10 protein-coding genes are annotated in these 12958 nt (G+C 42.7%); 4 read left to right on the top strand and 6 right to left on the bottom strand.

Annotation, left to right across the window (positions count from 1 at the left end; all coding sequences use genetic code 11):
• Positions 1-2 precede the first annotated feature (2 nt).
• The gene (ilvD, locus tag JMY02_RS02180; RefSeq protein ID WP_201594733.1) at positions 3-1889 is read right to left on the bottom strand and encodes a dihydroxy-acid dehydratase; all 1887 of its coding nucleotides are present in this window, start codon (positions 1887-1889) and stop codon (positions 3-5) included.
• A 189-nt stretch (positions 1890-2078) separates the two neighbouring features.
• Entirely contained in the window at positions 2079-2894 is an 816-nt protein-coding gene (locus tag JMY02_RS02175; RefSeq protein ID WP_227678374.1) for a hypothetical protein, read from the bottom strand.
• A gap of 224 nt (positions 2895-3118) precedes the next feature.
• Here JMY02_RS02175 and JMY02_RS02170 point away from each other — a divergent pair, with 224 nt between their 5' ends.
• The 3 genes from JMY02_RS02170 to dusB all read left to right on the top strand — a co-directional run bounded on the left by JMY02_RS02170 (position 3119) and on the right by dusB (position 7009).
• Entirely contained in the window at positions 3119-3559 is a 441-nt protein-coding gene (locus JMY02_RS02170; RefSeq protein ID WP_201594731.1) for an HIT family protein, read from the top strand.
• A 252-nt stretch (positions 3560-3811) separates the two neighbouring features.
• A complete protein-coding gene (locus tag JMY02_RS02165; RefSeq protein WP_201594730.1) occupies positions 3812-5857 on the top strand; it encodes a BCCT family transporter in 2046 nt (681 codons plus the stop codon).
• A 120-nt stretch (positions 5858-5977) separates the two neighbouring features.
• Entirely contained in the window at positions 5978-7009 is a 1032-nt protein-coding gene (gene dusB / locus JMY02_RS02160; RefSeq protein WP_201594728.1) for a tRNA dihydrouridine synthase DusB, read from the top strand.
• A 42-nt stretch (positions 7010-7051) separates the two neighbouring features.
• Here dusB and JMY02_RS02155 read toward each other — a convergent pair whose 3' ends face one another.
• On the bottom strand, positions 7052-7441 hold the full coding sequence (locus tag JMY02_RS02155; RefSeq protein WP_201594726.1) for a DUF1622 domain-containing protein: 390 nt from the start codon (positions 7439-7441) through the stop codon (positions 7052-7054).
• Positions 7442-7629: 188 nt separating this feature from the next.
• Between JMY02_RS02155 and JMY02_RS02150 the strand changes: the two genes are divergently transcribed.
• Positions 7630-8517, top strand: a complete 888-nt coding sequence (locus JMY02_RS02150; protein WP_201594724.1) for an SDR family NAD(P)-dependent oxidoreductase — start codon at positions 7630-7632, stop codon at positions 8515-8517.
• A 1389-nt stretch (positions 8518-9906) separates the two neighbouring features.
• Here the strand turns inward: JMY02_RS02150 and JMY02_RS02145 are convergent.
• The 3 genes from JMY02_RS02145 to JMY02_RS02135 form a co-directional block, all read right to left on the bottom strand.
• A complete protein-coding gene (locus JMY02_RS02145) occupies positions 9907-10425 on the bottom strand; it encodes a cyclophilin-like fold protein (RefSeq protein WP_201594722.1) in 519 nt (172 codons plus the stop codon).
• A 22-nt stretch (positions 10426-10447) separates the two neighbouring features.
• Positions 10448-11563, bottom strand: a complete 1116-nt coding sequence (locus JMY02_RS02140; RefSeq protein WP_406947707.1) for an MFS transporter — start codon at positions 11561-11563, stop codon at positions 10448-10450.
• A gap of 176 nt (positions 11564-11739) precedes the next feature.
• Entirely contained in the window at positions 11740-12858 is a 1119-nt protein-coding gene (locus JMY02_RS02135; protein WP_201594720.1) for an alpha/beta hydrolase, read from the bottom strand.
• Positions 12859-12958: the final 100 nt, after the last annotated feature.

Here is a 12958-nt window from a genome sequence, read left to right as displayed (position 1 = left end):
CCTTAGCGTTCGACCTGACTGACGTCACGTACCGCGCCAGTATCAGCGCTGGTGGTCATGGCAGCATAGGCACGTAGAGCAGGGGTGACATAACGCTCACGACTGACTGGCTTCCACGCATCGCGGCCACGAGCTTCCATTGCTTCTCGGCGAGTAGCCAAATCGGCATCACTGACTTGCATGTTAATAGTACGATTAGGGATGTCGATATGGATGGTATCACCTTCTTCAACCAGACCAATGGCACCGCCTTCAGCTGCTTCAGGGCTGGCATGACCAATTGAGAGGCCTGATGTTCCACCAGAGAAACGACCATCCGTGAGTAGCGCGCATTCTTTACCCAAACCTTTTGACTTAAGATAAGTCGTTGGATAAAGCATTTCCTGCATACCAGGGCCACCTTTGGGGCCTTCATAGCGGATGATGACCACATCACCTGCAACGATATTGTCAGCCAATACTGCGGCTACAGCATCATCTTGTGATTCAAACAGGCGCGCGCGACCGGTAAAGGTTAAGATACTCTCGTCGACGCCTGCAGTTTTGACCACGCAACCACGCTCTGCGATATTGCCATATAATACTGCCAATCCACCATCTGTAGAATAGGCGTGTTTGGCACTGCGGATGCAACCTGACTCACGGTTGACGTCGAGGTTTGACCATTCTTTTGATTGTGAAAATGCCTCAGTGGTGCGTACGCCACCAGGTGCTGCAAGGAAGCGCGCGCGTGCCTCTTGATTATCAGGGTTCATGATATCCCATTTATCAATCGCAGCTTTCATCGTCGGACTATGAATAGTCGGCACGTCAGTCTTCAGTAATCCTGCACGATCAAGCTCGGCCAATAATGCAAAGACACCACCAGCACGATGCACATCTTCCATATGGTATTTTTGTGAGGCAGGAGCGACTTTTGCTAGGCAAGGCACACCGCGACTTAGACGATCGATATCTGACATTTTAAAATCGACTTCTGCTTCGTTAGCTGCTGCTAATAAATGCAGAATAGTATTGGTTGAGCCGCCCATCGCGATATCTAATGTCATCGCATTTTCAAAAGCCGCTTTGCTAGCGATTGAGCGCGGCAATACTGAGTCATCATCTTGCTCATAGCGACGTTTGGCAAGCGAGACAATGGTACGACCCGCTTCTAAAAACAGCTCGCGGCGCAGCGAATGGGTAGCGAGTAGTGAGCCGTTACCTGGCAAGGCCAATCCTAACGCTTCGGTTAGGCAGTTCATTGAGTTGGCAGTGAACATACCAGAGCACGAACCACAAGTTGGACAAGCTGAAGCTTCAATCGCGGCCACATCTTCATCACTAATGCTGTCATCAGCAGCATCCATCATCGCATCGACGAGGTCAAGTTTACGAACGGCACTGCTGTCACTACTATCGGTATTGTGGCTCTTACCAACGGTACTGGCTAAAATTTTGCCCGCTTCCATTGGGCCGCCTGAAATAAATACCACTGGAATGTTAAGACGCATCGCGGCCATTAGCATACCCGGTGTGATTTTATCGCAGTTCGAGATACAAACGAGCGCATCGGCGCAGTGAGCATTGACCATATATTCGACAGAATCAGCAATTAGGTCACGACTTGGTAATGAGTACAACATGCCACTATGCCCCATGGCAATGCCATCATCGACCGCAATGGTATTAAACTCTTTGGCCACGCCGCCTGCTTGTTCAATCTCGCGTGCGACTAGTTGTCCAAGGTCTTTTAGGTGTACGTGACCCGGTACAAACTGAGTGAAAGAGTTGGCAATGGCAATAATTGGTTTGCCAAAGTCGCCATCAGTCATACCAGTGGCGCGCCATAAGGCACGAGCACCTGCCATATTACGACCGCCAGTGGAGGTTTTTGAACGATAATCCATGTGATATTCCTTACAAATAGGCGAGGTTGGTAAAAATATACATCCTCAGCTGTGATATTGATAGTGTGCTTTTTATATGGTTTGAGGACTAGTGAATTATACTAATTGATAACCATACCATTAGATATGAGTAACTAAAATAATGGAGATAACGGTGGGTTGAGCAGAATAAAATAAGCAAGCAGCATCTTATTCAATGCGTTCTAGTATGGCTTTATCAAACCAAGGCAGCTCAGCTTTGTCCGCTTCTAACCTCACAATCACTGCCAACGCATGAGTATTCAGTAACTGCTGATAATCGCTACTGGCATCAATAGTTAGCAGGGATTCAGTCAGCGGTTCTTCAGTGCTGCGGCTTTGTTCATCGATACTGATTAACGTCTGTTTGTCGTTTTTATAGAGGACATCGACACGGCCAAAAAACTGCCAGTCTTTAAAAGCGATGGTAATAGCATCCGCCTCGTTTTTGGTATAAATCTGCTGCGTTTCTTTGCCAGTATTGGTCCAGTGCAAACGTACCGCCAATTGTAATGCTTCGCTAAATACCACCAAAGATCCTATCACCTTTACATGCCACGGCCTGGATAATAATGCTTCTTCAATGCCAATCAGTTTGGCGGCTTGACTGGCTGTCATAGAGGTATTAAATTGAGTTAATAGCGTAGGTGTCAACGGATGGGTTTTTTTAACAGCGTCATCTAAGCTGTCGTAGTGATACAAGAAGGGCAGGGGTAAGTCTTGAGTGACCGTCTTTTTGATGATTTTACAATTGTGTATTTGCCAACTGATGGCTTTATCAGTCAGTGCTTCCGCTAAGATAATGGCGTTAGGATCAATTTTCTGAGAGCTGTTTTCAGCTGTTGATTGCGCCAGTTCAGCATTATTAAGCACAGAGGTATTAGGCACATCGCTATCCGCTAAAAATGCTTTATTATTAGGTGCTACATAAGTGTCAGTATTATCTAGGCTATCTAATGTATTGGTCGGCAAAGTAGGCAAATCCATAATTAGAGTGTTTCATCAAAGTAGGGCACTAATATAACATTTTAAGCGCCTGACTCGCCAATAAATTAGTGAGCTATACCACACGCATACAATTTGTGGTTTTTATGATTCACGCTATGCTATCTTGTGCTTAAGTGACATTTCGGCCGCTATATATGACAAGCTGTCTAAATCATTCTAAAACTATTAAGCATTCAATAATTAAACAATTAAAGGAAAAAATAATGACTGATATTACCCAACAGACTGCTTACGATGACAACAACATTTTTGCCAAAATGCTAAACGGCGACATTCCTTATCATAAAGTCTATGAAGATGATAAAACCCTCGCCTTTATGGATATCATGCCGCAAGCAGAAGGCCACGTACTGGTCATACCCAAACAAAAAGCGGTTGATTTGGCAGATCTTGAGGCTAAATATGCTGCGGCTGTTTTAATGACTTGCAAAAAAGTCATGCAAGCACAGCGTCAAGTATTTGAGCGTGAAGGCATCACTCAAATGCAGCTAAATGGCGCACAAGCTGGGCAGACGGTTTTTCATTATCATGTGCATCTGATACCATCGAGTATTCATGAGCTGGGTCGTCATGCGGTAACCCAAGCAGACTCCGATAAACTTGCTGACATGGCTAAACAGCTTGCTACTGCTATCGAAAATTAATTCCGTTAAAGCGTATCGCTAGGACATGCCCTAATAGAAATGTAAATTTTTCTTATAATGAATCAGAAGGCAGCTTACTAGCTGCCTTTTTTATTGTTTAGTAATATTGATGTAATGTTCGTTAAAGTAATGTTACAAATATAAGGCTTGTCTGGGGTTTTGGGAAAGAGTGTGATAAATATTAGAGCGACTTGAATAAACTCACCCATAATATTATCTTTTATTGTTACTCTTTTGAGGAAATTATTTTTTATGAGTAAATTACCTCGCTCCACCATTTTGCTGCCAGTCTTCGTACCCGCAGCTGCTATTATGCTGTTGCTAGTGATTGGCACCGCTATCAATCCAGAAGCGGCTGGCGAGTTATTTAGTACTGTACTGGCGTTTACCACCGATACTTTCGGTTGGTTTTATATGTTGGCAGTTGCTATATTTTTGATGTTTATTATTGCCTTAGCGTTTTCACCTTATGGCAGTATCAAGCTTGGCCCTGACCATGCCGAAGCTGAGTATAAATTTCTTGAATGGTTTGCTATGTTGTTTTCTGCAGGTTACGGCATAGCATTACTATTTTATGGGGTGGCAGAGCCGGTATTACATTTTGCCAGTCCGCCGATATCTACACCGCAAACGATTGAAGCTGCAAAAGAAGCCATGCAAATTGCCTATTTTCATTGGGGCTTTCATATTTGGGCGATTTATGGCGTAGTCGGTTTGTCGCTGGCATATTTCTCTTTTCGTCATGGACTGCCGTTGTCCGTACGTTCAACGCTATATCCGCTCATTGGTGATAAAATTTATGGCCCTATCGGACATACGGTCGATGTATTTGCGATTGTGGGTACGATGTTCGGTATCGCCACCAGTTTAGGACTGTCAGTAGCACAAATTAACGCTGGCCTAAATTATTTGCTACCAACTATGGTGCCAGTGAGTACGACGGTACAGGTCATCATCATTGCATTAGTGACAGCAGCGGCCTTGGTATCTGTGTTAGCCGGTATGGATAAGGGCGTAAAACGGTTGTCCATCTTAAACATGCTATTGGCAACGGCACTGATGTTGTTTGTATTTATCGTGGGTCCATCGATATTTATTCTGAATGCTTTCATGGAAAATACGGGAAGCTACTTGGGCAATATCGTTGAGCGTACCTTTAGCTTGCAAGCCTATCAATCCAGTGATTGGATCGGTAGTTGGACATTGTTTATCTTTGCATGGACGATTGCGTGGGCGCCTTTTGTGGGTCTATTTATTGCCAAAATTAGCCGTGGCCGTACCATTCGTGAGTTTGTGCTTGGTGTGATGCTGGTGCCAACGTTCTTTACTTTCTTCTGGTTTGCAGTCTTTGGTGATACCGCTCTCCATATGATTATGGTCGATGGTTATGACTCGCTTATTAGCGAAGTGCAAAACAACCAAGCAATCGCTTTGTTCAAATTATTAGAAAATCTGCCATTTACTCAGATCGTATCTTCGTTGACAGTTCTGTTAATTATTACCTTCTTTGTAACGTCATCGGATTCAGGGTCATTAGTTATTGATTCGCTGGCGGCAGGTGGACGTAGTGACACACCATGGTGGCAACGTTCATTTTGGGTGATCACTGAAGGCGCCGTTGCTGCGGTTTTACTAATAGCGGGTGGTTTAAGCGCTCTACAGACAGCAGCGATTGTTAGTGCGTTACCGTTTGCGATTATTATATTGATCTCGACATTTGGTATGTGGCGCGCGCTACGGATTGAAGGGCATCGCAATCAAAGTTTGGCCAATGACAATCATCTGCCGCCTCATTTACTTAAACTCGACGCATGGCGCGATCGTATCGATTATATGACCAATCAGCCAACGCGCGAGAAAGTGCTGAGTTATATCAAAGGGACAATCGTAACCTCGATGAATGAAGTGGCAGAGAAGTTTGCAGAAACAGGCTGGCTACCTGATGTCAATTATGATGAAGTCAATAATCGTGCTGTACTGGAATTAAGACGTGGCGATAATGTTGAATTCTGGTATGAGGTTCGTTTATCAGAGCACGATGTGCCTAATTACTATATGGATGATAAGGCAGGTAGCGTGCCACAAGAGCATCATTATCGTGCTGAGGTTTATCTGCGCCGAGGGGGTCAAACTTACGATTTGTATGGTTATCAATCAGAATCTATCATTAATGACATCATCGACCAGTTCGAAAAATATCTACATTTCTTAAATATGGCACCCGATAGTCTGCCGTGGCGTATGCAAGAGCATGATGAAGATATCACGTTGGAACAGGGCAGTGTGTTTGACAAATAAAGACTTAATGTTTAAAAGTTAGTGTCTATCAGTGCAAGTTATTAATGTGAATAGCTTGCATTATATGTACGATTCCTTAGAATAACGGCTTGTCCCTCTCGTGATACAAGCCGTTTTTTTATGCCTAATAACTCTCCCGTTGTATCCTCGTCTTCACCTGTCGCCGATCATCCATTGCTACAACCATTAAACATCGGTGGTCTAACGATCGAAAACCGTCTTATGGTTGCACCTATGGCAGGCGTGACGGACAATCCTTTTCGCCGATTGTGTAAGTCGTTTGGCGCAGGTCATGCGGTCAGCGAAATGATCATCGCTGATACGGCATTGTATGCCCGCAAAAAATCACTTTATCGCGCCAATTTTGATAATGAGATTGCGCCTATTTCTGCACAAATAGCAGGCGCTGAGCCAGATAAGCTGGCGGAAGCTGCTCGTTACCAGATCGATAATGGCGCGCAAATTATCGATATCAATATGGGCTGTCCTGCCAAAAAAGTCTGTCGTAGGCTGGCAGGCTCTGCATTATTGCAAGACGAAGATTTGGTTGCCCGTTTGTTAGATGCGGCGGTAAATAGCGTAAATGCTCCCGTGACATTAAAGACACGATTGGGTTTTGAAAATGGTCGAGAGAATATTTTACGCGTCGCAAAGCGAGCAGAGCAAGCAGGTATTGCCGCGATTGCCATTCATGGACGTACGCGCGAGGACATGTACACAGGTGAAGCGCGCTACGAGCTAATACGAGAAGTTAAAGAAAGTATTAGCATCCCAGTCATCGCCAATGGTGATATTGATAGTGCGCAAAAAGCCCAGCGCGTTTATGAGTTGACGGGCTGTGATGCGGTGATGATTGGACGGGCGGCACAAGGACAGCCGTGGTTATTCCGAGATATCGGACATTTTTTACGTACGGGCGAAAGTCTGGATGCCCCTAGTGTTAGTGAGATAAAAGATATTGTACTGGCGCATTTACAAGAGCTGTATGATTTTTATGGCGAATATTCTGGCTGCCGTATAGCCCGCAAGCATATTGCGTGGTATACCACTGGCATCCGCAATTCCAATGCTTTTAGGCAGGCGATGTATGGTGAGGAAAGTACGGCTGGACAGTTTCGGGTAGTTGAGGCTTTTTTACACGAGCATGAGTAGTAGGGCTTTATCCAATTGATATGTGTCAATGGCTTAGGAGCGTCATATTTTATCAGCCTGCGGTGTGTTTAACCTTTTTTCAGATGCAGATTTTTTGCTTTGCCATGGAAAACGACCTTCAAGCTCCACTTGCAGCGATAGACTCAAAAAGGTACGTATTAATACAATAAAGCCAAGTACCAGCACATCTTTTAGTGTCGGCTCAGTGACCACTGTTGCCATGATGTCAGCGGCAATTAGCACCTCAAGCCCCAGCAAGATAGATTTACCAACCGCTTGTCTGATACTCACATACGTTTCATCAGTAAAGTGACCAAGCGATGAAATGGTTTTATAAAAGGCATAGACCAAGCCTAAAACCATAATCATCACTCCAACAAATTCGATGATTTTGGCAATAGAGTCAATATATTGGGTTAAGGTTTCTATCAAAGCAGATGCTCCTCGTTATCAGTCAGCAAAAAGTACAATAACAAGTACTGTCGCTATTATATGTCTACAAACCTCCAAAATCTTCAAATTAACCATCCGCGTCTGATGTTTTGTTCACTTTACATTCTGTTTTTTGCTATTCTATAAATAAATATCAATTAAAATAGAACAAGTGAAAAGGACTTTTTATGGCTAATCCCTCGAAGAAAACTATAACCAAAACCGTTAAAGATAAACATATCATCATCACCGGTGCCTCAAGCGGTATCGGTGAGCGCACCGCTTTTTTGCTTAGTGAGTGCGGTGCTCATGTTATTTTGTTGGCACGTACCGAAGAAAAGTTAAAGATGGTCAAAGAAAACATCGAAGCGCTTGGTGGCAAGGCCACCTATTACCCTTGTGATTTGACCAATATGGATGAAATTGAAAAAGTCAGCGAGCAGATTTTGGCAGATTTTAAATATGTAGATGTATTAGTCAACAACGCTGGCCGCTCAATTCGACGCTCAGTGCACGAATCTATTGATCGTTTCCATGATTTTGAGCGTACCATGGATATCAATTATTTTGGTGCTGTTAAAATAGTTCTTGGGTTTTTGCCGACGATGATTGAACGTCGAGCTGGACAAATTGTTAATATCTCCTCTATTGGTGTCTTGGCAAACAGTCCACGTTTTGCAGCATATGTCGCTTCCAAGTCGGCACTTGACGCCTTTAGTCGTTGTTTGGCGGCTGAAGTGAAAGGGGATAATGTGACAATCACCAATATCTTTATGCCATTGGTACGTACGCCCATGATTGAGCCAACCAAGCTTTATCGTTACATGCCTGCGCTTATGCCCGATGAAGCGGCGATGATGGTAGCAAAAGCGATTGTTCATAAGCCAAATAGTATTGCCAGCAACATGGGCAAATTCGCCTCAGCGACTTATTCATTAGCACCAGCGATCAACGTTGGTATTCAGTCGATGGGTTATCGTATTTTTCCAAGCACCCGCGCTGGACTGACTACCGATAAAAAACCAAACCTTGCACAGCGTGCCTTCGCCAAAATTCTTCCTGGTGAGCATCATTAAAATAAGGTTTTTATTGGCTGCGAGATAAAACAAAAAAAGGATACGACGGTATCCTTTTTTAGTGCTTTAAAAGTATTAATGCTCGTAGAAGTGAAATGAGTAGGGTAGTCATGTTTTTTGGCTATTTGATTGTTAGGAATACGAGGCTATTAAGTTTTTTGTTTTTAGCTGCTTATTACAGTCAAAATCTATTCATAACTATTTAATATAACGTCTGTTATTTTAATAAAAGGCAGCTTCACAGTTAAAAGAAAAACACTTGGTGGTATATGTATGCTGGCTTGAAATGGGATATTTGCACCTTCAACTCGATGCTCATTTTCTGTTGCGATTGCGTCTTGGCCTATACCGTTAATGCCACACGAACATGCCGATTAATAAAGGCATTGCTTTCATCGATACCTTGAAATTGATATCCCTAGTCATTATTAGAAATGACAGTTTTGCGCCAAAAGAAGAAAGTAATAATTCATATATAAACAATTACATACATAAATTTACATATTGATATACAATAGTAGTGCGCCGCTAACCTACTCATTCCTAAATAATCAGATTAATATTAGGTAATAAACGTAACGCATACACTATTTTTTAGTATTCCAAAAATTTTAGATTACTTTAGGAATTAATGCGAATGATTAAAAAAATACAGTCTATTTTTAGTAGACAACCTAAGAGAATGGTTACTGAGGATTTCAGTTCGCCAATCTTTATAAACGCTAGACTTTTAGAGGCACACGCTGTCAATTGTGGCTGTGGCCATATAGCAATCCCTACTGGAGAAAAAGGAGATACTTATAAATGTGTCAAATGTAACGAACCGGCTAATGGCCCAAAATATAACTTAGGACAGAGAACTATTCATTACGGAGCTTCTTCTAAGCCATTATCTAAAAGTCCCAATGAACTACTCAATATAGAGTTCTATAACGATGCTGTAGAGCTTTTAAAACATAGAAGACGATAGTAATAAACAGAAAAATTATTTTGGTAGAGTAAAAAAAGACAAAAGAAATCGTAGCGCAAACGGTAAAGCAGAAATATTTACCATCTGACGACCTTCCAGTTAACATTATGTCGAAAGGACTCGACGGCAAGCAGGGTTTTACAATATAGAGCACCAATCGCATTGGTTCTATTTTTTTGCGGCCAGTCGTACTTGTCAATGCAAGGTAGGCCTTGGGAGGAATAGCCGAAGACTCTGAGCACTTATTTTTCAAAGCCGCTCTCATCGATACACTGTTTTATCCGAAGTATAATGATCCAGTAATTTGGTATTTAACCAAACACCCGCCATAATATCCAAAACAGTCCTAGCATAACTACCGCAATAACAAGCAGTCTTTTTAACCAATAAGGCAGTAGCAATTTTTTGGCTATTTAAAATCAATCACGACTAAATTCAATTTGCACGTTACCTTGCCCAAGTACATCGGCTAACTGATCAGGCTGGCTTACTCTACCAATACGCGTATAGGAATATGACGAAGAAAAACCCTTATAAAACACCACTAACGTTGATGAGCCATACAACATGATATCACCATTATGAATGGTATTCGCACGAATAGCCTTTGTTGGCAATGCACTTGGCAACTGAGCGTGCTTTTCATTACTGTGCAAATCCTCCATATCTAACGTTAAGGGTAATTGTGCCGAAAAAGCATTTGCAGTCGCATTGTCCTCAAACGTCACTTCAAAACGATGTCCATTAATTGTCATCCACATATTCATATGCTCCTTTTTTGATATCGGTTGCTCTGTATGATTAGGGCTTGTTTTTTTTGTCAAACCTTCATGCACAATAGGTGAGTTTGACGTGCCATTTTGATCGTCAGCACAAGCGCTAAATATTGACATGACACCAACAGCCATCATAATGATCATGCGATTATTCACATTCATCTGTCAAACTCCCTTAAAGTAGTTATTTAGCGGCCAAACGCGATGTTAAGAACGCAGAAATCACTAAAATAATAGCACTAAATATAAACGTTGCTTGATAGCCGCTATGGTCAAATAAAACACCGCCCAGTGTCGAACCCAACGCAATGGCGAGCTGAACCACAGCGACCATTAAACCACCACCTGCTTCAGCATCTTCTGGCAGTGTGTGGGCAAGCCAACGCCACCAACCAACAGGCAGCCCTGTCCCTAAAAGACCCCAAATTCCAAGTAATATGGCTACAACTATGGTCGATGTACCAAAAAATATCAAAGTCAATGCAATAACTGCCATTAAAATAGAACTCATAATTAGCGTCGCATAAAAACGACGATCTAAAAATATATTGATAATACACGTGCCAATAAAGCCCATCACGCCAATACCAAGCAAAATCAGTGACAAGGTAGAAATATCAACTTGGGTAATGGTTTCTAGAAAAGGTCTTATATAAGTATAGAGTGAAAACTGTCCCATAAAAAACAAACTGACCGCCAACATACCAATCATCACGACAGGATTACGAAGCAATCCTAAAATAGTGGGATGTTTGTCTGTCTTACCCCTCGTAACTTGCATAGAAGGTAAACTGATCCATTGCCAAATAAAGGTTGCGATGGCGACAGGAACCAGACAGAAGAAGGCACCGCGCCATCCAATAATCGAGCCAAGGTAACTGCCTAAAGGCGCAGCAATAACCATTGCCAAGGCATTGCCACTGTTAAAAATAGCCATTGCTCGCGGCACATCTGAGCTGGGTACTAACCTTATTGCCATCGCTACCGACATTGACCAAAACCCGCCGATAACCATCCCAAGCAAAGCGCGGCCAATCATGTAAACCGTATAGTTTTGCGCCAGTGCAACAATCGCTCCTGAAATAGCCATAATGGCGGTTAAAAGCAACAATAGTGTTTTACGATTCATGCTGCCTGCTACACGAGAGATCGTCAAACTTGTGATAACTGCAAAAGCACCTGAAATGGCAATACCTTGACCTACCATCCCTTCACTGATTTTGAGATCTGCTGCAATCGGCGTGAGTAGACTCACAGGCATGAACTCTGAGGCAATTAATGCAAAAACGCACAAGGTCATGGCAAAGACCCCACTCCAGTAAGCAGGCTGTTCTACATTTTTTTCTATTTCTTTGGTGCTTAATATACACACTCTCGATATTGTATTGAGACGCTATTAAAAAAACGGATTTTAGACCAAACCAAAAACCGGCTACCACGTAGCCGGTTGTTTTGATGACTGAATATCTTGCTTTTTTATTTCAAATTTTTGTTAAAAAAGTCTGTTAATTTATCGAAAGGAATTTTATCCATGCGGTCGTATAAATCGACATGGTTCGTATTTGGTAAAATGACCAGTTCTTTTGGTTGTTTGGCTTTTTGATAAGCATCTTTACTAAAATAAAGCGAATGGGCGTCCTCACCAGCAATGATTAAAATGGGACGCGGAGATATCTCGTCAATATAGCTCAGCAGTGGTGTGTTCATAAAAGATAATGGCGTGGTAGCAGTCCATGCGCCGCTCGAATTCACTGCGTTTTTATGAAAACCACGAGCCGTCCGGTAATAATCAAAAAACTCTTTTTGTACAGGGTTGGGATTACTATCCAAGGTTTTGGGCAAAATACGCTCCGCCGTGGTCACTTTGCCGTTATCGTCTACATAGAGATCATGATTGGCTGTCGCAGGTTGGCCTTTTTCTGCGTCTACCCAGCGTTGTTGATTGAGATGTTTCAATACTGCTTGACGATCATCCGCGTCATAGCGATCACCACCGTCGCCTATACCATGTCCCATCGCACGGCTCATATCGTACATACTGGTCGTGGCAACTGCTTTGATTCGCGTATCCATCGCAGCAGCGTTGAGTCCCATGCCGCCCCAACCACAGATACCAATAGCGCCAATCCGATTTCTATCAACCTCAGGACGTAACCCTAAATAATCTATCGCTGCGCTAAAATCTTCCGTGTTGATATCTGGTGATGCTACATTTCTAGGCGTACCGCTACTTTCGCCTGTATACGAAGGATCAAAAGCGATAGCGACAAACCCTTGTTCTGCCATTTTTTGGGCATATAATCCTGATGATTGTTCTTTAACAGCGCCAAAAGGCCCACCAACAGCCAATGCTGCCAGCTTTTTACTGTTATAAGATTTTGGTATATAAAGATCTGCGGCGAGGGTAATGCCATAACGGTTCTTAAAAGTTACTTTTTGATGTGTGACGCTGTCACTTTTAGCAAAGGTTTTATCCCATTTTTGTACGAGTGGGATGGTGGGTGTGGTTGCATGTGCCATATGATTCGCACCAAGGATGGTTGAGCTGACAAGTAATCCCAAGCTAAGCTTTTTTATCATGGATGGTAGAGTCATTGGTTGTCCTTTGTGATGGTAAATAATCACTTAACTAGGGCGTGTCATCAATTAGCACATTGATGCAATTTATGGCCTTAAAATGGCTAAATTTTCGCTA

It is taken from the genome of Psychrobacter vallis (genome assembly GCF_904846715.1).
GTDB classification, from domain to species: Bacteria; Pseudomonadota; Gammaproteobacteria; order Pseudomonadales; family Moraxellaceae; genus Psychrobacter; species Psychrobacter vallis.
Note: the sequence above shows the minus strand (reverse complement) of the source record. Positions and strands in the feature narration are given on the sequence as shown.

Excerpts from the sequence above, each read along its gene's own strand:
- JMY02_RS02170 (WP_201594731.1), top strand. The coding sequence starts at position 3,119 with ATGACTGATATTACCCAACAGACTGCTTACGATGACAACAACATTTTT.
- ilvD (WP_201594733.1), bottom strand. The coding sequence starts at position 1,889 with ATGGATTATCGTTCAAAAACCTCCACTGGCGGTCGTAATATGGCAGGT.
- JMY02_RS02175 (WP_227678374.1), bottom strand. The coding sequence starts at position 2,894 with ATGGATTTGCCTACTTTGCCGACCAATACATTAGATAGCCTAGATAAT.
- JMY02_RS02150 (WP_201594724.1), top strand. The coding sequence starts at position 7,630 with ATGGCTAATCCCTCGAAGAAAACTATAACCAAAACCGTTAAAGATAAA.
- JMY02_RS02165 (WP_201594730.1), top strand. The coding sequence starts at position 3,812 with ATGAGTAAATTACCTCGCTCCACCATTTTGCTGCCAGTCTTCGTACCC.
- JMY02_RS02135 (WP_201594720.1), bottom strand. The coding sequence starts at position 12,858 with ATGACTCTACCATCCATGATAAAAAAGCTTAGCTTGGGATTACTTGTC.
- dusB (WP_201594728.1), top strand. The coding sequence starts at position 5,978 with ATGCCTAATAACTCTCCCGTTGTATCCTCGTCTTCACCTGTCGCCGAT.
- JMY02_RS02145 (WP_201594722.1), bottom strand. The coding sequence starts at position 10,425 with ATGAATGTGAATAATCGCATGATCATTATGATGGCTGTTGGTGTCATG.
- JMY02_RS02140 (WP_406947707.1), bottom strand. The coding sequence starts at position 11,563 with ATGACCTTGTGCGTTTTTGCATTAATTGCCTCAGAGTTCATGCCTGTG.